The sequence below is a fragment of the Rhizobium sp. Leaf262 genome (genome assembly GCF_001422245.1).
In the GTDB taxonomy this organism is placed as follows: Bacteria; Pseudomonadota; Alphaproteobacteria; order Rhizobiales; family Rhizobiaceae; genus Agrobacterium.
Genome location: NZ_LMMM01000009.1, coordinates 1 through 23031, shown reverse-complemented (window position 1 = coordinate 23031; position 23031 = coordinate 1). Strand labels below are relative to the sequence as shown.

Below are 23031 nucleotides of genomic sequence, written 5' to 3'. Positions count from 1 at the left end.
CCGTCCCGAAAGGTGCAATGGCGACGGATAAAAACAAGAAAACACTCGCTAATGAGGCCGACACAGTAGCCAAAATCAAGCGCATGGCATTGGAGGCGATCAACGTTTCCGATGACAACATCACGCATAAACAAGCGAAATCATTCCGCCTTTACATGCGAAAGCCGATGGACGGCGATGATAGTATCAACGGACGCTCCAAGTACGTCAGTGACGAAGTTAAGAGTGCAGTTGATTGGTCAGTCGCGACGGTAGCGCGTGTTTTTGACAGTCAGCGCGAACCCGTCAGTTTCCAGCCAAACACGGCAAGTCCGCAGGATCAGGCTCTAGCCAAGCAGATGACGCAGGTTGTCAACTTCATCCTGCGCGATAAGAACAAGCATGTTGGAATGCTCATGCCGTGGCTCAAGAACGGCTTTATGATAGGCCTTGGCATTACCAGCGTCAGCTTTCGTCCGTGTGTAGAGCAGTCTTTGCCGAAGACCCTCAAGGGCGTGACACAGCAAGCACTCGTTCAGCTGCACGATCAGGAAGAAGCAGGGGAAATCGAGATTGTCGCCGTTGACGGCCCATACAAGCCGGAACTGCCAGCCAATGCAGTGCCAATCATGGCCGATCTCGTTCCCGAAGTTTACGATGTAAAAATCCGGAAGAACAAGCGCGTTGTGGAAATGGAAATCGAAAATCTTCCACCAGAGGATTTCATCGTTTCCAAGGATGCAAGGTTTGATCAGCAGACCGGAGGCATTAAGGCACGATTGCAAGGCCATCGTCGCGTTGTGAGCCGTGCCGACCTTCTGGAACAGTTTCCCGACGCGAAAGCCAAGGTCAACGCGATCCCATCAGCTGTAGACAAGGACGACGAACTCGCCCAGGAGCGCGGTGCGGGCTTGGATTACGAGCAGGGCATTGGGGACGTTAACGACGACGTTTTCGTGTACGAAGTTTATACAAAGATTGCGATTGATGATGACAAGGCTCGTCACTACCGCCTTACACTCGGCGGCGACATCAGCAACCATTGTGTGCTGCTTGACCATGTAGAGGTCAGCAAATTTTACCCATATGCGGCTTTCTGCCCATACCCACTTCCCAACACGCTGTTTGGCGAAGGCGTTGCCGACCGTATCGGCCCAGAACAGAACTACATCAGTAAGATGATGCGTTTTGTGTTTGACGATCTGGCTTGGGCTGCGAACCCTATCAAGGTCATCGACCCCAATGTGACCAACCCGAATGACGCACTTAACCTCTATCCCGGCGCGACGATCCGCAGTGAAGACCCGCAGGCAGGCATCTCGTGGGCGCAGCGCCAGTTTACGGGTGGTAACAGCCTTAGCGTAATCCAGAGCGTTTCAGGCAAGCTGGATTTCGCAACTGGTGTCGGTCCAAACATGATCAGCATCAACGCATCGGACCTGCAAAACTCCACCGCCACGGCTGCGAGCCAACGCGCAAACAGCAGCCAGCTTTTCATGGAACTGGTCTGTCGTTGGTTCGCTGAGACTGGCTATGCGTATCTGGTGAAACTAATTATCGACGCGCTTATCAGCAATCCCGAAGACGCTCAGCTTTTCATCCAGCGCCTCACTGACCAGTTCGTTCCGATCCAGACCGACGATTGGGACCCGGATATGGACGTATCTGCTAACGTTGCGTTTGGCGTGATGAACAAGGATTTCAACGCTGGAATGCTGCAACAGATTCTCGGCCAGCAAATGCAAGCCATGCAGATGGGCTTGGTTACGCCCGACAAGATCAGTACGACGCTGACCAAGATCGTTGAAAATGCTGGTTTCACCAACCCATACGATTTCTATCTCACGCCCCAGGAAATGCAGGCCAAGCAAGAGGCCGACAAGGCAGCAGCCGCGCAACAGCAGCCGCAGATCAGCCCTGACACGATGGGCTTGATCCAGATCGAACAGACCAAGGCACAATTGCGTGCGCAGTCTGACGAAGCCAGCCGTGAATTTGAGATGCGAAAGTTGATCGTCACCAACGACATCGAGCGCGACAAGCTGGCACAGGATCGAGAAATCAAGATTGCGGAAATTCAAGCGCGTTACGGCGCACAAGTAGATATTGCCCGATTGAACGCAGAACAGGCAGCACGCCGAAATGATGTCGATTTGGCAATGGCTGACATCGACCAGCAAAACGCCGCGATGGAACAACTCGCACAGATCAAGCAGGCAGAGAAAGCCGCCGAGGCACAACAGCAGAGCGAGGCAATGTCTCATCTAGTTGGATTGCAACAGCCACAGCAGCCTCAAATGCCTCCACAGGAGTAAAACATGGAACAGAAAAACGAAAAGATAATCGAGGCAATCCTGAGTGAGTTCGATGGCGATATCCGCACGCGCGTATTCGAAATTGAGGGCCAACTCTGTCGGGTTGTTTATGTCGGACACCCCTACATTTTCGACGTTAGGCCGCTCGAACCAATCAAAGTCGAGGTGGCTTGATGAGCAAAGACACACAAGCCCGCGCACAAGCTGCGAGAAATCTGCTCGATAGTTACGACTTCAAGGTCCTGACAGAAGAAATCCGCAAAGACGTGTTCACGCAGTGGATCAAGACCAACGTACCTGATGTAGATAAGCGCGAGGGCCTGCATGGCGTTGTAAACGGTCTAGAACTGATGATCGCAAAAGCGACCACATGGGCCAACGAAGGTAAGTTCGAAGAAGAGCGTGGAGATCATATTCCACAGGGCTAAGGTGCCGCAGAACAACCCCTCGCAAGTAAATAAGGATGCAATTAACAACTTGTGAGAGTGATTTATGGATTTGTCCAATACTCCTGTTAAGGGAACTGGATCAGCCGAACAGGCAACCGCACCAAGCATTGACCTACTACTGGCCAGCGAAAACGCTACAAGCCAACAGGTGGTAGATAATACCGAAGCTGAACCCGTCGCGGATGAGGTTTCAAACACTACCGAAAGTGAAAACGTTGAAGACGTGGAACAACCGGAAACGGACTCCGACGAGGTCGATAACGAAGATACTGAGGAAGTGCAGGACGAAGCAGAAGAATCAGAAGAGAACGGACTTAGCGACGACACACTCGTAGACGTACAGGGTGAACAGGTGACGCTTAAGGAACTTCGCGAAGGTTACATGCGTCGAGCCGACTACACGAAGAAACGCCAAGCTGAATCTGCTGAATTGAAGCAGCACATGGATCGCTACCAGGTGCAAGAGAAGGATAAGGCTGTCCTACGTGGAGAGTTAGAGCAGAACTTGCAAATTATGGCTGCAAGCATCGCTCATACGTTTCAAATGACAGAAGCGCCGGATGACGACCTGAGACAGATCGATTTTCCAGCGTGGCAAGATCAGATGATGCGTTACGCCAAAGAACAGAAGGCAATCAAAGAAATTTGGGATGCCGGTGAAGTTCTCAAGGCAAACAAAGCCAAGCACCAAGCGGAACAGCTTCATTTTGCGCAAGTCGCGATGATCGAAGAATTCGGCGGTAAGTATCCTGAGTTTGCAGACACGGCCAAGGTTCGGCCCCTGATGAACGAACTAGGTACATTCCTGTTGGATCAAGGTTTCAATGAAGATGAAATCGGCAACATGGCAGATGGTCGAATGTTGGACATCGTTTATCGCCTCTACAAGCATGAGGTGATCGCGAAGCAGGTTCCAAAGGTACTCGATGCCATCAAGCAGAAGCCTCCAATTAGTGGCTCTGGCACGGCAACCGTGAAGGCACAAAAAAAGTCGGCAGTCGATACAGCAATCGCAAAAATGAAGCGAACTGGGTCGCATGACGCGGAAAACGATGTCTTTGCAGCACTTTTGAAGAATGATCGATAATAAAGGAGAAGCCAAAAATGGCCCCGATTAATACAACAACTTCCAAGCACAATATTCGTGAATCTTGGCATAATGCGGTGAGTGAATTAAACCGCGAAGAAACACCGTTTCTATCGTCCATCGGCACTTCCGGCACTGGCGATGTTACGAAGTGGTTCTTTGCAAAAAAGCTGAATGATCCAGTCGAGAACGCCCTAGAGGAAGGCGCGAACGCACCGGATGCGACCGCTACCTCTACATACCGCGCTGCCAACGTGACGCAGATTTTCGCTAAGACACGCTCAGTGACTTCCACACAAGAAGACACAGACACGATTGCTTCCGTTGACCATATGGCGCAGCAGATCAAGGACGCTTCCAAGGAAATGAAGCGCGACATTGAGAAGGCTCTTACAGGTGCACAGGGCTCTGTGCTCGACGGCGTTCGCAAGCTGGCAGGTGTAGAAGCTTGGCTGAAGTCTAACAATTCGCATGGCACTGGCGGCGCGACTGCTGGTTATGACGATGCGACAGGTCGCGTTGCTACCGTAGTTGACGCAACTGCAAAGCGCGAGTTCACGGAAGAACTCCTGAACGATGCCTTCCAAAAGATTCACGAAAATGGCGGTCGTGCAAAGACCATCATGCTCGGCGGCGAATTGAAGCGTAAATTCGACAAGTTCGACGGTTTCGGCAAAACAGTGAACATGAATGCTTCCGAGAAGGAGATCATCAACACAGTTGATCGTTACACCGGCGCATTCGGGTCTTACGTCGTTAAGACCAACTTCATCATGCGTACATCGACAGTTCTATTGCTTGACGAGAACACCTGGGCTGTCGCGTACCTCACAAAGTACACGAAAAAGGATCTGCCTTCTAACGGTCTTTATGAGTCCAAGATGATCCACGCAGAACTAACTCTAGAAGCACGTGATGAAACCGGTAACGGTAAGATTGCTGACGTACAGGCTAAGCCAGTCGCGTAATTGGAATACGGAGAGGGCGTAATGGCCCTCTCTTTTTTCGCCCAATAAAAACAATAACAAAGAGGCGACAGTGAACAATGAAAGCATTTTTGAACTCGGTATCGATTTCTTTCTGAGAGACGGCGAAAGCAAAGTCGTACATGAGGACGCAAGCAAGACGGTAGTTTGGACACGTCAAGGCGATAAGCTGAACGAGGAAGTCTATCACTACAATTTCCAGAGCGTTTTGGATGCCAATGCCGAGGCTGCAAAGGAATTTAACCGCAACGGCAAACTCGGTGAACATGTCCGAGTCGCTAGTATTCCAGCCAGTATCTACGCGGAGTGGGAGAAAGAGGGCATCACAGATGACGATGCAGCTTTCAATCGCCGCCTGAACGATCCTGACTACAAGAAATTCCGCGTCAACGATTTGAGGCTGTAACGATGGCCTTAGAAAATCTTGATGCCCTAATCACAGCAATGGAAGACGTGCTTCAAGGCCAACTCGATGGCGAGGATTTTTCTCGCCACGTTGCTCTTGCAGAAGGCGACGTTTTCCCAATCCTGAAACACTACAAAATGGAAAAGCGCGTTGCGTTGACCACGGTCGGCGGCGCGATCACGTTTCCAGCTGACATGCAGGAAGCAATCTCCATCCTCGTTGATGGTAAGGTTGCGCTGCTAGTGCCGTCGAATGGGCCAGTTTATCTGCGTGCTGGGGAAATCGGGTTTTACCAAATTGGCGATCAGTACGTTTTCGTGCCAGAGCAAGCAGCTCCACGCGCAGTTGTTCTGACCTATTTTGCACGCCCGATCCCGCTCAGTACAGTCGCACCTACAAACTGGCTGTTGACCAAATTTCCAGCGGTCTATTTTCATGCCGCCCTTGCACGTGGATATCGTTATCGCGGTGGTGATGCGCTTGCTTTGGAGCAGGCCGAAAAGGCCAGTCTACAAGAAGCACTGATGGCCGTTGCGACGGATCACAAGCGCGTCACACAGTCTGGCAATTCCATCATCTCTATCGGAGGTGCTGGCTTTGGAGATTAATGTCACCCTCGGTTCTTGGATGCCTGACATGCCCGCGATGAACAATCCGGGCGTTACAAAAGCGTACAATGTCATCCCGACATTCGGCACGGTCAAAGGCGGTGTCACTTACCAGTCGATGAAACGTGCTTCGCTGTATTCGGCCACGACAATGGCAAGTCGTCCCCTGGGAACGGCCATTGGTTTGGACCGTGAGCGCAACGCAAAAGTCTACGGTGGCTGCGCTGAGAAGCTTTACCGCATCGATCCTGAGACACGCGGCTGGAAAGACATGTCGCGTAACGGCGGTTACGACACAGCAGAGGGCGAAAACTGGAATGCGACCGAATACGGTGAAGGCATCTATTTCACCAATTACTCGTCTGAAATTCAGTACATCAACAAAAATGACGATGGTAGGAACGCTTCAAACCTCACAACGGCGGTCAAGGGCAGATACATCACAACGGTCAATGACCGCATCATTGTAGCGAACACCTATGACGCGCTCGATGGTGCTGTCCCGAACCGCGTTCGCTGGTCAGGGCTTGGATTGCCAGCAAGTTGGGATTTCTCTCAAGCAACGGGCGCTGACTTTCAGGACGTGTACGGCTTCGGACCAATTCAGGGCATTGTTGGCGGTGAAGCTGGCTGGCTGCTGATGAAAGATGGTGTTGTGAAGATGACACCAGTCGGTTTCCCATTCTGGTTTGACTTCAAGCCCGTCGATAAGGCCAAAGGCTGCGCAATCCCACAGAGCATCATCACCGTTGAGGGTCTTACATACTTCATCGCCAATGACGGCTTCTACATGTTGAACGGCGATGCCGGTACAGCGCCAATCGGCGCGGGCAAGGTCGATCAGTTTTTTCTAAACTCAATCGATACAAGCGCTTACTCGCTTATGACCGTAGCGGCTGATCCACGCGAGAAGCTGATTTACTGGTCCTATAAGAGCAGCGAAGCGGTTGATGGCACGCCGGATAAAATGCTCATCTACAACTACGTCACAGGCGATTGGTCACAAGCTGACGCGACCGCAGACTTCATTTTCAACGCGCTCTCGCTGCCATGGACGATTGAGCAGTTAGACGTTTTCGGCACAATCGAGAAAGTCCCCGCGTCGTTTGATAGCCCGCTCTGGGCTGGTGGTAATGCCATGCTTTGGGCGATGAAGGCCAATGGCTCAATCCACGTGTTCGGCGGTGAAAACCTGCCAGCGACAATCGAGACAGGCGAGCAATTGCTGTCGCGCACGTTGAAGCAGATGAACCCGCAATCGCGTGGGGATCGAAGCAATATTCATGCAGTCCGACCGTTGTTTGATGGCGTTGGCGAAGCTGTCGTCACGATCCGCATTGGCTCCCGCAGTGACAGCAACGGTGCCATCGGATGGAGTAATGGGCGACCGATTCATTCGCAAACTGGCTGGGCTTATTTCCGTAATCAAGGTCGATACCACAGGTTCCGCATTCAGTTAGGCGGCGAATGGACCGAGGTTTTCGAATTGCAGATTGACGCTTCTGGCGCAGGTTCGAGGTAAATAAAATGTACATTAGAGATATCACGAACACTGCTCAGCTGAAGACATTCTTGGATTGGATTTACCGCCAAGTCGCAAACAACACAGGCACCGTGACGCTTTCAGCCAATGCAACACAAACTGTTGTGCAAGCGCCAAAATGCACGACGAGTAGCGTGGTCATACTGAGCGCACAGACTGCAAACGCCAGAGCAGTGCAGTGGAATTACATCGCTGGAAATGGATCATTTACGATCCAGCATGCAACGGCAGCAACAACAGACAGACGTTTTGGATATATGATCGTAGGAGTGTGATGGAAGTCAAAAAGGTCAAGATTACAGAGGGATACGACGAAGCAATTCGCGTCCTACCTTGGCTGACTGAAGCACTCCAATATTCGAGCGACTCGATCACAGAAACCGACATCATACGTGGTTTGATCGAGTACGATTACCAACTTTGGCTAACAGATCATGCAGCTTGCATCACCTCTTTCACAGAGTGGGAAGGCAAGACAGTTTGTTGCTTGTTCCTGATCAGCGGCGAGAAGGGCAAGGCTTTGCCAGAAATATTAGCCGCACACCCAATACTTGAAGAATACGCACGTGAAAAAGGCTGTGATGGTCTGCTCGGAATTGGCCGCGCAACATGGCTCAAGGCACTCAGCAGGATTGGATTTGAACAGGTCTCTAAGAGAGGTTCTGACAACGTATATTTTAAGGAAGTTTGATCGATGGGTGGACAACCAAAAGAAACCACAACAAAAGTTGAACCATGGGGCGGCGCACAGGGCTACCTCACTGATGTTTATAAGCAATATGATCAGCTGATTAAAAGCGGCGCTCCAAAGCAGTGGAGCGGATCGACAGTAGCGGACCAGTCGCAAGCAACCAAAGACGCTCAAAGCGGGCTGCACAATTACGCTTCGAATGCTGCGAACTCGAATGGCATCAAGAACGCGCAAGGCACCGTCAATGATATCACGACAGGCGGCGCATTCGGCACCACAGCACAGGATGCGTTGAAGTCGGGAACGATGTTCTCGAACCCTGCAATTGCGCAGACCAATGCAATCACCAACGGCATCAAAACGAATTATGTGAACCCGGCTGCTGGCCAAGCTGCAAATCTCAACGGCTACACGAATGCTGCTTCTGGTCTGCAAACGAACCAAGCGACTAACCTTGCAACAGCCTACAATCCAGCGCTTGCAAATCTACAAAAGACCGCAGCGGGCAGTAACATTGGCGCTAATCCGTACTTGGAGCAGGCGGTTGCCAACAGTAACCAGAAGATCGCTGAGCAGCTTGGCAACGTAACGCTGCCCACGATTCAGGGTCAGGCCGCAGGCATGGGCCGCTTGGGATCGAATGCATCAGCGAGTCTGATCAACAATGCGACATCGACCGCAGCCGACGCGATGAGCAAAAACGCGCTCGACATGTATCAGGCGCAGTACAACAACGATGTAAGCGCGATGCTACAGGCAAATAACCAAGTTGCATCTGCCTATAACAGCGATGTCAGCAACGCGATGAACGCGAACGCCAACTTGGCGACGACAAACACTGCGCAGCAGGGCCAGCGTATCGCGGGAACGCAATTGTACGGCAATCTAAACCAAGATGCCGCAGCGCTAAATCAGGCCGGTCAGGGCTTGCAGCTTCAAGGTGCCGGTCAGGCTGGTCAACTTGGTAACGCGCAACAAGACTTGCGCAACAGTGCCGCGTCCTCGTTGTGGAGTGGTCAGAACGCGCAGGCTAACACTCAGCTTGGCGCAGCTGGTATGGCCGGTGATATGTACGGCATGGGTTTGCTGCCTTATGAGACGCTTTTGGGTCTTGGTCAGTCGCAGGACACTCGTGCGCAGGACATTCTCAACAACACAATCCAGCGCTACGAACAGAACCAGCAGCAGCAACTTACTAACTACGGTAATTTCGCTAACGTGCTCAATGGCGGTGGTTACTCGAATACCACGACGCCGGTTTACAATAATACAGCGGGACAGATGCTCGGCGGTCTTGGCTCGGCACTCGGCGCGTTGGTTGCGCTATGCGACGTTCGAACAAAGCAGATTATCCGCCAAATCGGAGCGATGCCGCTGGCCGATGGTTCCGAAGTCCCAATGTACGAATTCACCTACACGGACGATCCAGACCAGAAGCTTTGGGTTGGTCCTGTGGCGCAAGAAGTCGAAGCGGCAATTCCGAACTCCACAATGGATATCGAAGGTCGCAAGTACATCATCACAAATGCATTCATGGAGGCCGCGTAAATGGCTTTTGATTTCAGAGAACTTCTTAGGGAAGCGCTTGCAGGCCGTGGCGGTCTTGCTCCGATCCCGCAGCCTCGTCCAGATCAGATTGATCCAGCCGCAACAGCAAGCATTGCCCCATCAGCGTTGCCGGTGGAGGCCGCTGAAGAAGCAGCCACAAATGATCGCTTCTTTTCCAGTCTGTTCAAGGGCAACGACGAGAGGCAAGGCAGCGTTGCAAACGCTCTCATTCAGGGAGGTGCTGCAATGATGGTTGCTGGTGGGCCAAGCGTTGGGAAGCCAACGAATTTCATGTCTGTGCTTGGTTCAGGCATTGGAACGGGTGCGCAAGCGTATAACGACTTCGGTTCTGATCAGGCAGACATCGCCTTGAAAAAGGCCCAGGTCGGCGCTGCAAACGCAAAATTGGCAGCATCGCAGAAGGGTCAGCTGTTGGCCGCAACGTTTGGTAACTTGCCGAAAAACGCCGATGGTTCAGTTGATTTCCGTGGTCTGTCACCGGAGCAACTGTACGAATATTTCAAGTATCAGGTTTCGACCGGCGATGAAGCTGGCGCACGTGACACGCTCGGTATGATTCAGAAATTGCAGCAGACAGCTGCTGGCAATGGCATGATCATCGGTGAAGACGGCAACATGCTGTTGGCTCCCGGCTACGGTGAAAGCCTACGTAGTACAGAAGAATTCAAATCGGGCGGTCGCAAAGCTGGCGAAGCCCCTTACAACACGACCTCCGATCTTACCGAACTAGACCGCATCAACGCGGAACGTGTCGCAGCGGGACAGCCAAAACTCACGACAGAAGAATGGCTAAAGCAGACGCAGACGCGCAAATCCACACAGGTCAACGTGGGCGGCAACTCCAACAAGTTTAAAGACAAGTTGGATGAGAAAGCAGCAGATCGCTTCAACACCATCTCCGAAGAAGGGAACAACGCTAACCAGATGGTTGGTGATATGCAGATGCTTATCGACTTAGGTAAGAAGGTCGGCACAGGTAAGGGCGCTGAATTGATGGTTCAGTTCGGTCCGTGGGCTGACATGTTCGGCATCAAGTTGGACGGACTTAGTGAAGCGCAAGCCTTCGATAGTATTGTAAACCGCATCACACCTCAAATGCGTCCAGCTGGTTCAGGCGCAGCAAGTGACCTCGACGTTCGAATGTTCATGTCTGCTATTCCGAATATCGGTCGTACAGCAGAGGGTAACGAGATCATTGCAATGACGATGCAGAACGTTTCGAAAAACAAGATCGCAGCAGCGGAGATTGCGACACGAGTTTCTAAGGGTGAACTCACATGGGAAGACGGCGACAGAGAAATCCGTGCTTTGCCGAACCCGTACGAGCAGTTCAAGGACTTCCAAAAAAACAAGAAGAAAGGTCCAACCATCGGCGGAACTGCCTTCAAAGATGAACCTGCGCAGGAAGTCCCACAGGTCCCACCAAATGAGCCGGTGACGGTAAATAATGCGAGTGATTATGCAAAGCTTCCAAGCGGCTCAATTGTCATCTGGAACGGACGCAAACTGAGAAAGCCGTAACATCGGTTTTCTTCCACGAATAAGAACCCCGGCAAACGGGGCGAGGTGAGTATTGGCTAAGCCCGCGCTGAATAGCAACGCGATGTACGCGTACAGGTATTTGCAAGACAAGTACAAACTCAAGGACTACCAAGCCGCTGGTGTTGTTGGCAATCTGATGCAGGAAAGCACATTCAACACTGGCGCACGTAATGCCGGTGACGGTCGCGATGGCTCAGATTCAGTTGGTATCGGTCAATGGAATTCTGATCGTGCGCGTAACATGCGTGCCTATACCGGCGATAGTTCTTCACTGGATCGTCAGCTGGATTTCGTCATGCACGAGATGCAAGGTAGCGGCAATAATGGCGGTGGTTCAGAAGCGTATGCTTGGAACCAGTTGATGAACTCGAAAGACGTTCACGGCGCAACGGCTGCGATAATCTCGTATGAGCGTCCAGCAGGTTGGTCCAAGCAAAATCCTACAGCGGGTCATGGTTTCGATAATCGCTTATCGTGGGCTGGCGAGGTCATGGGCATGTCGCCGGATCAGATTGCTTCTGCAAGACCCTCCGCAGCTTCACAGGCGCAAGCGCAGGCCGTTGCAAGTGCAGGCACTACCCCGGACGAGACAGCAGTAGCGAAGCCTCCTGAGAAGAAATTGTTCGAAAAACTTGGCTTGCCATCGATCCCTGAAAAGATTGGTGGTTTCGATACTGCCAAAGGCTTCAAGGCAATGGGTGATATCGGCAAGCTGATGACCGAACACGCCGAGGCACAGAACAAGCAAGTTCAGGCAGCAGCGCAAATGGGTCAGAACCGACGCGCAAACGCTGGTCCGGTTGAGGTGCAGCAAATTGATACCGCGCTATTCGGTAACGCAATCAATGCGGCCAATGCACCTACCGCTGCTTTGTCTGTCACACCTCAGATTAGCGAAGAAATGAAGAAGAAACTGCTCATGGCCCGTCGCGGTGGACTTGGCGGTCTAGGTGGTTTTGGGAGAGCGTAATGGGTCCAAATGTTAATTTTAAAAAGAAAGATGATCTACCCGACTGGCTTGCTGGCGCTGTTCCCATTGAGGATGGAACAGTCGGTGAAGCTTTGCCGGAGTGGCTTGCGGGCGCGGTGCCAGTTCAAGATGAGGCTCCTAGTAGCCGTTTCACCGAAGACCAGATCAATGTGAATTATGAGGCACCTGCAAGCGTGCGATTTGAAGTCGGTGCGCTGGTAAAGCCAGAGGATCGCCTTCGCGTTTTGCAGAAACATTATCCCGATGCCGAACCGTATGGTGACGGTAACTTCATCATGACCCATCCCGAAAACGGTGAGGTCATGCTGTATAATCAAGAAGGTTGGATTCCAAGCGCAGGCGATTTTGCCAGCGTTGTGCCAGAAGCAGCTGAAGTCATCGGGGCTGCCGGTGGTGGCATTTTTGGTGGTCTAGGTGGTGCGGCTGCTGGGACAGCAGTTCCCGGCGTCGGCACTGTTGCGGGTGGTGTTGGTGGCGCAATGACTGGTGCGGGCGCTGGTGGCGCTACCGCGAAGGATCTCGCTGAACGCGGCATCAATTGGTGGTTCGGCAACGAGGACACACGCACGCTAGGCGAATACGCCAAGGACAAGGCTATAGACGCTGCAATGAGCGCAGCTGGTGAGGGCGCGGGCATGGTTGCTGCCAAAGCAGGCCAAGCCATCGCTGCGCCCATTAAAGCGAGATGGGCCGGCAAGGCAATGGACGATGCCGCTGCCAAGCAGTTGGCGAAGGATTTTGCCGATGAAGGCATTAAGCCGACCGCAGGCACTATCACGCAGAACCCCAAAACGCTTAGGGCTGAGGCAAACATTGCCGCACGTAACCCACATAGCCGTGTTGCGGAAACACAGGATGCGATCGATCGCGAACTTGCTTCTCGTTTCGAGAAAACCGTCGAGGCTGTGGGCGCAAATTCTGATCCAGCTGCTCTTGTCGGCACGACGCAAAGCGCTGGTGAAGGTCTAGTAGCCAAGGCACAAGAGGCAAATCGAAACCTCAACCAACAGCGTGACACCATGTACAGCCAGCTCGACAGCATGGTTGGTTCGACACCAAGTGCTGGCGGATCAAATACGCAGGCATTGCTTGCGAAGATGAATACCGAGAAAAAGGCGTTTGGTGACAGCGCAAAGATCAACAAGGGTCCGCTTCTCGATGATGCTATTCGTCAGACCAAGGCCGCAGCCGGTGACTTGAAGAAGGGCATTTCATTCCGTGACGCACAAGAGATGCGCAGCGCAGTAGGCAAGCGGGCTTTCGACCGCAACACCGATCCTTACTTGGCAGGCCGTTACAAGCAGTTGTACGAGGCTGTAACCAACGACATGGCAGAAACCGCAAAAAGTGCGGGCGATGAAGTTTTCAAGGCGTGGAAAGAGGCTGACAGCTTCAACGCTTCCCTGTACGGGCCGAATAGTCCGAAGGAAGCCGTAAAGGGTCTGACAAAAGCCGCTGATCCAGAAGCCGCATTCAGTTTCCTCACACAGAAGGTCAAACAGGGTGGAACGCGGATCAAGGCTGCTCGTGAGCAGATCGAACGTGTTGGTGGTGCCGCGCAGTGGGACGAGACTGTTGGCGTCTATATGAACCGCATCGGCACTCATCCAAATGCAGCGGGTGAAAGCGTGTTCAGTCCGGGCCGCTTCTTGCAGGAATGGAAGAAGATTGCACCGGAGGCAAAGGACGAACTCTTTGCAGGCGCACGCCAGACATACCGACAGGACTTGGACAAGCTTGCCCGAATGGTTGAAGCACGGAGCGCCGCAAGCAAAGTCAAAGGCCGTCTAGGCAGCGAAGCCGACAACCTTCTCACACAGGCATTCAGGACGGTGACAGCACCGGTCAGCGCGGGCAAACGCGTTTATATGGATCGCTTGCTCACGGATAGTCGCGTGGTCAAATGGATGACAGGAATACCGCAAGCGCAAATGACAAAGGGCGGCATTCGAGATCACATCAGCTGGTTGCGCAATTTCAGTCGTGAAGCACTTCGCGCTGGCACAGATGATAGTGAAGCCCTGCACAACGCAATCAACAATTACCTCGCAGATAGCGGGATTGAAGACCAAGAGAAATAAGCAATCCGATTAAATACCGGACAGCACCAAAACAATAATAAAAACAAGGTGGTGATCGATGGCAGATATCTCTGCAAGCAACTGGAATGAACAGGACGTACTGAATAATAGTGCTGCCCCAAACGGACTACCGAAAGGTGCGCAACCTAGCGCCGTGCAGCTGGTAACAACTGATACACGAGGCGCGGTCAAGCGCTTTTGGAACCGCATCAATTCCTTTTACACGACCACCGGAACTACGTCTGCACTCATCTTGACGATGCAAGTGGCTCCAGCGGGCTATGTGAAAGGTGAGCGCTTAGCGTTCTTCTCCAGCCAATCAAACACCGGTGCAATGACGCTTAACGTCAACGGGCTTGGCGCAAAGTCAATTCTACAGCAGGATGGCGCGGCATTGGCCCCAGGGCAGATCGTAGCTGGATCGGCAACGACTGTAATCTACGATGGCGCTGCTTTCCGCCTTGAGAACTACGCGAGCAATCCGAAATTCAGCGGAACGGTAAGCGCGGATGCCGTTTCGGCAACGACCATCACCGGCACGCTTTCGGGCAACGGTGCGGGCATCACGGCCATCAATGCTTCGAACATCGCTACTGGCACAATCGCAGACACGAGATTGCCTGCCACGATGTCAGGTAAGTCCTTCACTACTGATGTTTCGATCAATCAGACACTATCAGTGGGAACCACTAATGGCGGTGGTATCGAGGTCGGACGAACAAATGGAACGGCTTCTCCGGCCTTTATCGATTTTCATACATCGGCAACAGCCGTTGATTACAACGTTCGTCTGAACGCAACGGGTGACACTGCGAATGCAGGTGGAACACTTGATATTCTCTCAGCTTCGCTGAAACATAACGGTGCAGAAGTTTGGGACACAGCGAGCCTACCAACACCAGCAGTTCAAGCAACGCAGGTGATTGCCGGTAATGGTCTAACGGGCGGTGGCACGTTGGCCGCAAGCCGCACCATCATGCTTGGTACTCCCGGTACGATTACCAACGCAACGACAAACGCGGTAAGTACAACATCACATACCCATGCGTTGACGCTGGTTGCAGGTGATATCACCGGTGCTTTGGGGTACGCGCCTGTGGACACCTTGGCATTCACGCCACTCGTGACGAGGACAACAAGCCTCGAAACTCGTGCAACTAATCTTGAGGGACGTGCGACGGCTCTTGAGAGTGGTGGCATAAAATATGTCGGGCGTGCATCACCGGGAGGTTCAACGAATTTTTCGTTGGGCGGTATTCCTATCGACGCTAAACGAGTAACGCTTGTGTTCTACGTCTCCACAGCAGCCGCTACGGCGGTCTGGCTTAGGTTAGGGCGAGCAGCCGGATGGCAGGAAAGTGGCTACGAAGGATCGTGGTCACAGCACGTATCTGGCTCAATCAGCGGTGGTGCAACAGCGGCTGATAGGTTCCAATTTGCAGGTCGAGGCAGCACGCTTCACCGTTACGTGGTGACAATGCTCCGAAACAGCCCATCAGAAAACACTTGGTTTGTACGTTCGGAAGCGGATCGTGGTTCTGGATTTCAATGGTTCAACGGTAGCGTGGCACTAACCGGTAATCTCACGAGTTTGCTCTTCAGTAATGACTCAAACAGTGTGATGAATGGGCAAGTCGACGTTTATGCTGAGTAAAATATTCTTGGCTCCGAACGTGACGTGACCGGTGCTGGCTAATCATATCGAAGTGTTTGGGGACGGGGACGAAAACTTCGGTCAAATTGGTCACCAAATGGACCGAAGCGATTAGCCAGCACTGGCTTGTCACGTTACCGGGGGAGGGCTCGGTGACTGTCATCTCTAGTGGGCTTAGATGACGTCGAGATAATTCATCAGTGAGAAAATGGTTCCGCTACTAAGGCAGATGGCCTTTTGTAAGTAGGTATTGTGCGTGTAGCGGGATTACAAACGAATGACCCTAGTGAGACCAAGACGTACCATCTCGGCTTCCGCGAACTGGACCGCTGGTGCTTCGTCCTCATACGTAGTCGTAGTTGCAGCCCCGTCTTCAATGACGCGCACGGTCCAGAGTTGATTCGAGAAGAACAACTCGACGGAATTACCAATAATGTTCTCGATCTGGTCGAACAGGTCTGCCATTTGCCCTACCTACCGTAATGGGAAGCGGTATTCTAGTACGACATAAAGAGCGTACGTTACCGTACAAATCAACTCTCAGAAACCCATAATTAGTGAATTGAATATTAGACGATCAGCAGGAATGATGCACTCACAAATCGGTTTGACGTAAGGTGAGTTTCTGCGAAGGCGTTATGACCAAGTACTTCTTTCATATCACGTACAAGGACGAGACTGCTCTTGACGAATACGGGAGCCATTTCTCGACGCCATATCGAGCGATTACCGAAGCGGAGTTAAATCTTCTAACTTTTGCCTTGGAAGCAAAGGTAAGAGGCAAGTCGGTCCCGCACACCGTCGTGATCGTGGAAGATGGAATTTCGCGCAAATTCGTCGCCGCGAGAAGCACGGAAAATTAGTGCTGACCAAGCGAAACAGCCGTTGTCAGTTAGCGGCTGGTGTCCAAACAGTCAGGCTTTGGCGGCCCTGACGTTATCCCCCGATTGGTCAGCGGAGGAATTGATGAAGAAGATGGTGCGCAAGCGCAAGCGAAAATAATCACGCCGCAGCTCGAAGTCTTGAATGGGCCTCTTTAGCCACCGTTATCTGACTTTCGGTCGCTCCATCGATGATAAGCATCTCTCGAATTTCATCCCAAGGCTGCTCGATATTGTTGAGTGTTATGATCCGAGTGCCAGCACGGTCGAAAAGATAAATCCGGGTATAGCCTGCGACGTAAATCGTTGCAGTCTGTAGCGCGAAATCGACCTGTATTTGAGAAACGAAACGCTTGATCGATTGCGCGACCTTGGACCGGCTTACGAATATCTCTTCGTCGGTACCAGTCTTCCACAACGCGCGCTCCGCAGCGATTGTCTCGCTCACATCATGAAGTTTGCTGGCTTGGTCGTCAATCGATCCGATGGCAGCACGAAGTTCGTTCGATTTAGCTTTCAACTGCTCGATCTGTCCACGAAGGTGTCGGATGCGTGCGATGAATTCCAAACGTGTCTGGTCGTCGTCCGCGAGTTCTGCCATCGACATCGCATTCTTGCGGCGCTTTTCGAGATCGAGCAGATCGTCATCGACACCTTGGGCTTCCTCTACCAAGACATCACGCTGCACGGACGTCTTGGTGACGCCTAGTTTACTGTCGAGATAGAAATCGGTCACGTGATCTAGAATACTGTTTTCCAAATTCGTGTACGGAAACATTTTCTTAGGGCCGGGACACGTTTTGTCCTCGTAGCGGGTCTTGCAACGGTAATACTGGAAATCATTTCTGGTCGATCTCACCAAACCCAGACCGCCATGGCAGTGAACACATCGGGTGATCATCTGGAATAAATTCGCGTACTTTAGACCTTTCCGACCTGTCCTAGCGACTTGTGAACGATTGCGTTGAACACGCCAAAAAATTTCTTCACTGACCGCAGCTGGATAATACTTTGGAATTGGCTCGCCCATAGGCACGAGTTTGCCATCAACCGTATCGTGGACTTGCAGCGTGCCAATTGCGGTTTCGTTTTTCAAAATGCGGATTACGGTTGTTTCCCACCATTTCGAACTGCTGGCTTTTAGCGGAGCTGTGTTTGCCTCATTCAGCAGACGAGCGATTTTCAAGGGTCCGACGCCCTGATCGGCAAGTTCAAAAATTTTCTGAACTGTTTTAGCGTGTTCATTTAGCGTGAACTTGCAGTCCTTGCTTCCTTGAATTCGGATCTGATCGATCCACCCCACGCATTGAGGTAGAAAGCGGGGGAGGCCAGCGATCATGTCCTTTCGTAAAGCATCTGCATTCTTTTTGCTGTTGTAGGATTTTCTCGCACTTTCCTCGTGACCACGGCTCATGATGGTTAACGAGATAATCATTTGCGTGAAATCACGCCCGCAATCGTACACCTGCCCATCTGTCAGCGTGACGATTTTTATTCCAGCTTGAAGCAGCGCTATGAATTGCGCCTGCGCATCGATTGGTGTCTGTCGGGATAGGCGGTCGAGGTTCTCGACAAGCAGATACGAACCAACGGCAATTTGGCCAGTTGCCACCAAATCGATGAACCGGCCAAGCGCACCAGACTTAACGTGATCGCCATGATAACCGGATTTACCAAGATCGCGTAAGCTGTCGTCTAAATCTAAGCCATGCTGAGCCGCATACGCTTGCGCAGCTTCTAACTGCCGTTCTTCACCTCGGCCTTTGCGCTGCTCTTTTGTTGAGATTCGGATGTAAGAATAGGCTTTTGTTGGCATTGTTAACTCCGCATACTGCACCTTTAAATCGTGCCCCTTAACGCTATGTGTATAATGCACACAAAGCGCGTGGGCGGTGGGGTGCAGAATTTTGAGGCGGTGAAGCTGGTGAAGTTTGCGGCGAGTTGAGAACGCGGTTCTTCATCTTGATGTGGTCATGCCGGAGGTTTCCGGCATGACCGAAGACGAAAAGAAACGTCACCGCCCGTGGCTCACCCCCCTCTGTCCTGCCGGACATCTCCCCCAACAAGGAGGGAGATCGGCTAGACGCGTGATCCCCACTCTATCCGCAGCCTTCAAGATGGGCGAGAGGCCTCAACGGGTCGATCTCCCCACCTGTGGGGGAGATGTCCGGCAGGACAGAGGGGGGTGAGCCACGGGCGATGACAGGCAATAGTTGCTGCTGCAACACCCCAATTCCCCCGGAGACACCATGACCTATGCCACACTGACCCCGCCCCAGGCGGAGGCGTTGACGCTTGCCGAGGTGAAGGCGCATTTGCGGCTGGATGGCGCGGATGAGGATGCGCTGCTGGCATCGCTGATCACAACCGCGCGCGAGCATCTGGAACGCCAAACAGGTCTGTGCCTCATGCGGCAGAGCTTCCGGCTGTATCTGGACGCATGGCCGGAAAGCGGCGTGATTCAGATTGCGAAGGGACCGGTGCAAGCCATCGAAACGATTCTGGTTTTTGATGATGCGGGCGACCCAACCGATATTACCGATACGGACAAACTGCTGGATGGTCAGGCGCGACCGGCGCGGCTGTGGCTGCGCCAACCGCCTGTACCGGGGCAGCCGCTGAACGGTATCGAGATCGATTTTACCGCAGGCTTTGGCGAAAGCGGCGCTGAGGTGCCCGACACGCTGAAGCGGGCGATGCTGATCCACATCGCGCATATGTTTGCCTTTCGCGGCGCGGTTTCACCTGCCGACCAGCCTGCGGGTGTGCCCGTTGGCTACGAGCGGCTGATTGCGCCGTTTTGCAGATTGGGGCTTTGAGCGATGAATCTCACCTTTCTCGACCCCGGCCAGCTGACGGCGCGGCTGGAGCTGGAGGCACCGGAGGAACTGCCTGACGGGCAGGGCGGTGTGACGGCTGGCTGGCGGTTGCTGCGCTCTCTCTGGGCGGCCATCGAGCCGGTTTCGCAAGGGGCTTACGAGCGCGCATCCGCCGATGGCGTGGCGGTGACGCACCGCATCTGGGCGGGGTTTCGCGGCGATATCGAAGCGGGCATGCGGCTTCGCAAGGGGGCGCGGCTGTTTGCGGTGAAATCTGTTGTCGACCCGGATGAAACGGGCCGCTTCATCGTCTGCCGCTGCGAGGAGGAAAGCCGATGAGGGCGGCGAATGCGCTGTTGCAGGCGGTGCACACCCGCCTTGCCGGAGATGCGGTGCTGGTGGGCATGGTGGGTGCGCGCGGCATTGTCGACCGGCTGTTGCCGAGGCCGGTTCTGCCTTGCGTTGCTTTCGGCGAAATCGACAGCCGTGATTATTCGACGGCTTCAGAACGGGGTGAAGAGCATTTCCTGACCATCGAGGTGTGGAGCGAGGAGGGTGGGCGCAAGCTGGCGCAGGACATTGCAGTGCGCGTTCTGACGCTGCTCGACGATGCGCCATTGGTGCTGGGCGGAGGGATTGCGCTGGTAAGCCTGTTTTATCGCTCCAGCCGGTCTGTGCGGCAGGCGAAAACGAAGCAGTTTTTGACGGAGATACGGTTTCGGGCGGTGACGGAGTAGGGGCGGGTGGGTGCGGTGGTTATCTCTCCCCCTGTGGGAGAGAAAGCGTTTTCAACATCTTAAGCTTAGCTTAAGTGTTAGAAATCGCAAGTGAGGGGTCTGGCCTCGGCGTAAGCGGCAAACCCCTCACCTAGAAAATCTACGACTTAGCCTTTGGCTAAGATCGTGATTTTCTGTCCTCTCCCACAGGGGGAGAGGTTACCCGGCCGCACCGTTTCCCCTTTCATTTTTAGTTTGTGAAAGGACACATCATGGTGGCGCAGAAGGGGAAAGACCTGCTGCTGAAGATCGATAATGGCGGGGCGTTCGTGACTGTGGCCGGGCTGCGCACGAAGCGGCTGGCGTTCAATGCGGAGAGCGTTGATGTGACGGATGCGGAAAGTGCCGGGCGGTGGCGGGAATTGCTGGCGGGGGCGGGTGTTCAGCGGGCGGGGCTGACGGCATCGGGCATCTTCAAGGACCAGCAGAGCGACGCGCTGGTGCGCGGGCAGTTTTTTGCCGGGGCCATTCCCGGCTGGCAGATCGTGATCCCGGATTTCGGCACCGTGTCCGGGCCGTTTCAGATTACGGCGCTAGAATATTCCGGGCGGCATGATGGCGAGGTGCAGTTCGAGATTGCGCTGGAATCGGCCGGCGCCATCAGCTTTGGAGCGCTGTGATGGGGGTCGCGAATTTCGGGCGGGCCAACCGCAGACGCGGAGAGGTGGAGGCGGTGCTGGATGGCGAGCGGCGCATTCTGTGCCTGACGCTGGGCGCGCTGGCGGAACTGGAAACCGCCTTCGCCGCCGATGACCTGACGGGCTTGGCGAGCCGCTTCGCCAGTGGGCGGATGAAGTCCGCCGATATGATCCGCGTCATCGGGGCCGGGCTTCGCGGTGCTGGCAACGTGTTTTCCGACGACGATGTGGGGGGCATGAGCATCGAGGGTGGAATTGCCGGTTATGCAACGATCGTGGGAGACCTCCTGACCGCGACCTTTGCCGGAACCGGCACGGAGGGGCAGGCCACGGCTTCCCCTTGAGTGCCGCAGCGGGTTCAAGCCCTGATCATGGTGCCAAGCCCTTTCCCTGGGGGCAGGTGATCCATGCGGGCCTGAGTCTGCTGCGGCTTTCTCCAACGGTTTTCTGGGCGCTGACGCCCGTGGAGTTCTTTGCCATGACGGGCGGGATGAGGCCGCAGCGTGATGGTTTGGATCGCGGTGGGCTGGAGGGGTTGATGCGGGCTTTTCCGGATTGTTGATCAGGGCCTTGCCGTTTTCTTCGGACGGCCCCCTTTTGCGCCATTGGCGCGGCTAGCGGCGGCTTTGGCGGGGGAGCGGCTTTTCCCGCCACGGCTTTGCGCCTCCATGAAGGTCTTGCTGCCGAAGATGCCGCTCATCAGGCCAGTGACGGTATAATCCACGTCGAGGCTTTCCCAGTGGAGACCGGTTTCACCCAGCAATTCGACTTCGGCGAGTTGCGCCGTTGTCGCCAGCTCCAGCCCTTCCACCGCGCGGGCGGGGAACATGAAGGATGCCCCATTGGTGAAATCCACGATGACCCGTTCCGATGGCGCGTCGAAGCGAATCGCGTTCGGGACAGGGCGCTCTGCCCGTTCATGCCCCCAGCGCTTTTTTGCCTGGGCAAGTTCCTGATCGCTGATCTCAACCATGATATTTCCTCCAGGTATCGAGAAAGAGTTGCCGGTGTTCTTCGACCACATCTACAGCTCGTCGAACATCCCTATCTGACATGCCTCCCTGCGTGATGACGGTGAGATTGATGATGTCGATGCGGCTTTCTCCTTCGCCATAGACATGAGCGTGAGGCGGTTCGTGATCCGCAGTGTAGACGACGAAACGCATTCCGTACTGGCGAAGAACCGTAACCATTATACAAATAACCTAACTTCTTGGGTTTTTCAAGTGATTTAACAATTGCTGCGTCATTCCAATCCCCTAGCATCCCAAATTGAATCAGAAAGGCAAGGCCGATGGCTGATGAGACGAGTTTTGGCGGCCAGCGTGATGAGGCGCAGGCTTTGGCTGACGTGATGGAGGATCTGGAGCGGCGGTCGCAGCGGTTTGGGTCGGCTTTGACGTCTGCGCTTCAGGCGGCTTCCACGGGTGGGAAGGGGTTGGACAGCGTGTTGCAGGGGTTGGGGACGCGGCTTTCCAATATTGCGCTGTCCGCCGGGTTGAAGCCGCTGGAGAACATGCTGTCTTCGGCAGTGAGTAACCTCACATCGGGGGCGGGGTCGCTGTTTGCCTTTGCCAATGGCGGTGTGCCGGGGCGGGTGACGCCTTTTGCTGAGGGTGGGGTGGTTTCGAGCCCGACGTTTTTTCCCATGAGTGGCGATATGGGGTTGATGGGTGAGGCGGGGAGTGAGGCGATCTTGCCGCTGAAGCGCGGGGCGGATGGGTCACTGGGCGTGGCTTCTGCCGGGGGCGGTGGAGGTACGCAGATCGTGTTTAACGTGACGGCGAGCGATGCGGCGAGTTTTCGGCGTAGCGAGGGGCAGATTTCGGCGATGCTGGCGCGGAGTGTGGGGCGGGGGCAGCGGGGGCTTTAGTGTTTTTGCGTTCGGCGTTGAGGTCTTGTCGTCGTTGGCGTTGCGGGTGGGGCTTACCCCCCTCTGTCCTGCCGGACATCTCCCCCACAAGGAGGGAGATCGGCTGGGCGCACAGCCTCCACTCAGCCGCAGCGTTCGAGATG

The 23031-nt window shown here is 53.9% G+C and carries 25 protein-coding genes; 21 read left to right on the top strand and 4 right to left on the bottom strand.

Going from position 1 to position 23031, the window contains the following annotated elements; all coding sequences use genetic code 11:
* The first annotated feature begins 17 nt into the window (after positions 1 to 17).
* The 14 genes from ASF29_RS10725 (at position 18) to ASF29_RS24335 (ending at position 15901) form a co-directional block, all read left to right on the top strand.
* The gene (locus ASF29_RS10725) at positions 18 to 2294 is read left to right on the top strand and encodes a hypothetical protein (protein ID WP_062450688.1); all 2277 of its coding nucleotides are present in this window, start codon (positions 18 to 20) and stop codon (positions 2292 to 2294) included.
* A 3-nt stretch (positions 2295 to 2297) separates the two neighbouring features.
* Positions 2298 to 2468 carry a hypothetical protein gene (locus tag ASF29_RS24340; protein WP_156462621.1) on the top strand — a complete coding sequence of 57 codons (171 nt, stop codon included), beginning with the start codon at positions 2298 to 2300 and terminating at the stop codon, positions 2466 to 2468.
* On the top strand, positions 2468 to 2722 hold the full coding sequence (locus tag ASF29_RS10720; RefSeq protein WP_062450687.1) for a hypothetical protein: 255 nt from the start codon (positions 2468 to 2470) through the stop codon (positions 2720 to 2722). The genes ASF29_RS24340 and ASF29_RS10720 overlap by 1 nt, the downstream gene beginning before the upstream one ends.
* A 64-nt stretch (positions 2723 to 2786) precedes the next feature.
* Complete coding sequence (locus ASF29_RS10715) at positions 2787 to 3830, top strand: hypothetical protein (RefSeq protein WP_062450686.1); 1044 nt, start codon at positions 2787 to 2789, stop codon at positions 3828 to 3830.
* Positions 3831 to 3847: 17 nt separating this feature from the next.
* Complete coding sequence (locus ASF29_RS10710) at positions 3848 to 4798, top strand: DUF5309 family protein (RefSeq protein ID WP_062450685.1); 951 nt, start codon at positions 3848 to 3850, stop codon at positions 4796 to 4798.
* Positions 4799 to 4868: 70 nt separating this feature from the next.
* The gene (locus tag ASF29_RS10705; protein ID WP_062450684.1) at positions 4869 to 5222 is read left to right on the top strand and encodes a hypothetical protein; all 354 of its coding nucleotides are present in this window, start codon (positions 4869 to 4871) and stop codon (positions 5220 to 5222) included.
* Positions 5223 to 5224: 2 nt separating this feature from the next.
* Positions 5225 to 5830, top strand: a complete 606-nt coding sequence (locus ASF29_RS10700) for a hypothetical protein (protein ID WP_062450683.1) — start codon at positions 5225 to 5227, stop codon at positions 5828 to 5830.
* Entirely contained in the window at positions 5811 to 7352 is a 1542-nt protein-coding gene (locus tag ASF29_RS10695) for a hypothetical protein (protein ID WP_244473537.1), read from the top strand. Before ASF29_RS10700 ends, ASF29_RS10695 begins: the two co-directional genes overlap by 20 nt.
* Before the next feature lie 295 nt (positions 7353 to 7647).
* Positions 7648 to 8064, top strand: coding sequence for a hypothetical protein (locus ASF29_RS10690; RefSeq protein WP_062450682.1), 417 nt, complete (start codon positions 7648 to 7650; stop codon positions 8062 to 8064).
* Positions 8065 to 8067: 3 nt separating this feature from the next.
* Positions 8068 to 9612, top strand: a complete 1545-nt coding sequence (locus ASF29_RS10685; protein ID WP_062450681.1) for a tail fiber domain-containing protein — start codon at positions 8068 to 8070, stop codon at positions 9610 to 9612.
* Positions 9613 to 11154: a hypothetical protein gene (locus tag ASF29_RS10680; protein ID WP_062450680.1), complete on the top strand. Its 1542-nt coding sequence runs from the start codon at positions 9613 to 9615 to the stop codon at positions 11152 to 11154.
* A 52-nt stretch (positions 11155 to 11206) separates the two neighbouring features.
* On the top strand, positions 11207 to 12145 hold the full coding sequence (locus ASF29_RS10675; RefSeq protein ID WP_156462620.1) for a phage tail tip lysozyme: 939 nt from the start codon (positions 11207 to 11209) through the stop codon (positions 12143 to 12145).
* On the top strand, positions 12145 to 14247 hold the full coding sequence (locus tag ASF29_RS10670; protein ID WP_062450678.1) for a hypothetical protein: 2103 nt from the start codon (positions 12145 to 12147) through the stop codon (positions 14245 to 14247). Before ASF29_RS10675 ends, ASF29_RS10670 begins: the two co-directional genes overlap by 1 nt.
* A gap of 58 nt (positions 14248 to 14305) precedes the next feature.
* Entirely contained in the window at positions 14306 to 15901 is a 1596-nt protein-coding gene (locus ASF29_RS24335) for a hypothetical protein (RefSeq protein ID WP_156462619.1), read from the top strand.
* 267 nt (positions 15902 to 16168) lie between these two features.
* Here ASF29_RS24335 and ASF29_RS10660 read toward each other — a convergent pair whose 3' ends face one another.
* Together ASF29_RS10660 and ASF29_RS10650 are read right to left on the bottom strand one after the other, a co-directional pair.
* Positions 16169 to 16366, bottom strand: coding sequence for a hypothetical protein (locus ASF29_RS10660; protein ID WP_062450676.1), 198 nt, complete (start codon positions 16364 to 16366; stop codon positions 16169 to 16171).
* A gap of 537 nt (positions 16367 to 16903) precedes the next feature.
* Positions 16904 to 18598 carry a recombinase family protein gene (locus ASF29_RS10650; protein ID WP_062450674.1) on the bottom strand — a complete coding sequence of 565 codons (1695 nt, stop codon included), beginning with the start codon at positions 18596 to 18598 and terminating at the stop codon, positions 16904 to 16906.
* A 433-nt stretch (positions 18599 to 19031) separates the two neighbouring features.
* Between ASF29_RS10650 and ASF29_RS10645 the strand changes: the two genes are divergently transcribed.
* The 6 genes from ASF29_RS10645 to ASF29_RS10620 all read left to right on the top strand — a co-directional run bounded on the left by ASF29_RS10645 (position 19032) and on the right by ASF29_RS10620 (position 21577).
* A complete protein-coding gene (locus tag ASF29_RS10645) occupies positions 19032 to 19601 on the top strand; it encodes a head-tail connector protein (protein WP_062450673.1) in 570 nt (189 codons plus the stop codon).
* Between the two features lie 3 nt (positions 19602 to 19604).
* The gene (locus ASF29_RS10640) at positions 19605 to 19940 is read left to right on the top strand and encodes a phage head closure protein (RefSeq protein ID WP_062450672.1); all 336 of its coding nucleotides are present in this window, start codon (positions 19605 to 19607) and stop codon (positions 19938 to 19940) included.
* Positions 19937 to 20338, top strand: a complete 402-nt coding sequence (locus ASF29_RS10635) for a DUF3168 domain-containing protein (protein WP_062450671.1) — start codon at positions 19937 to 19939, stop codon at positions 20336 to 20338. The genes ASF29_RS10640 and ASF29_RS10635 overlap by 4 nt, the downstream gene beginning before the upstream one ends.
* Positions 20339 to 20589: 251 nt before the next feature.
* A complete protein-coding gene (locus ASF29_RS10630; protein WP_062450670.1) occupies positions 20590 to 20997 on the top strand; it encodes a phage major tail protein, TP901-1 family in 408 nt (135 codons plus the stop codon).
* A complete protein-coding gene (locus tag ASF29_RS10625) occupies positions 20997 to 21359 on the top strand; it encodes a gene transfer agent family protein (protein ID WP_062450669.1) in 363 nt (120 codons plus the stop codon). Before ASF29_RS10630 ends, ASF29_RS10625 begins: the two co-directional genes overlap by 1 nt.
* Positions 21356 to 21577, top strand: a complete 222-nt coding sequence (locus tag ASF29_RS10620) for a rcc01693 family protein (protein WP_062450668.1) — start codon at positions 21356 to 21358, stop codon at positions 21575 to 21577. The genes ASF29_RS10625 and ASF29_RS10620 overlap by 4 nt, the downstream gene beginning before the upstream one ends.
* Here the strand turns inward: ASF29_RS10620 and ASF29_RS10615 are convergent, their stop codons facing one another.
* The gene (locus ASF29_RS10615) at positions 21578 to 21988 is read right to left on the bottom strand and encodes a DUF2442 domain-containing protein (protein ID WP_062450667.1); all 411 of its coding nucleotides are present in this window, start codon (positions 21986 to 21988) and stop codon (positions 21578 to 21580) included.
* Positions 21981 to 22208: a DUF4160 domain-containing protein gene (locus ASF29_RS10610; RefSeq protein WP_062450666.1), complete on the bottom strand. Its 228-nt coding sequence runs from the start codon at positions 22206 to 22208 to the stop codon at positions 21981 to 21983. The genes ASF29_RS10615 and ASF29_RS10610 overlap by 8 nt, the downstream gene beginning before the upstream one ends.
* A gap of 101 nt (positions 22209 to 22309) precedes the next feature.
* Here ASF29_RS10610 and ASF29_RS10605 point away from each other — a divergent pair, with 101 nt between their 5' ends.
* Complete coding sequence (locus tag ASF29_RS10605) at positions 22310 to 22888, top strand: phage tail tape measure protein (protein ID WP_062450665.1); 579 nt, start codon at positions 22310 to 22312, stop codon at positions 22886 to 22888.
* Positions 22889 to 23031 lie beyond the last annotated feature (143 nt).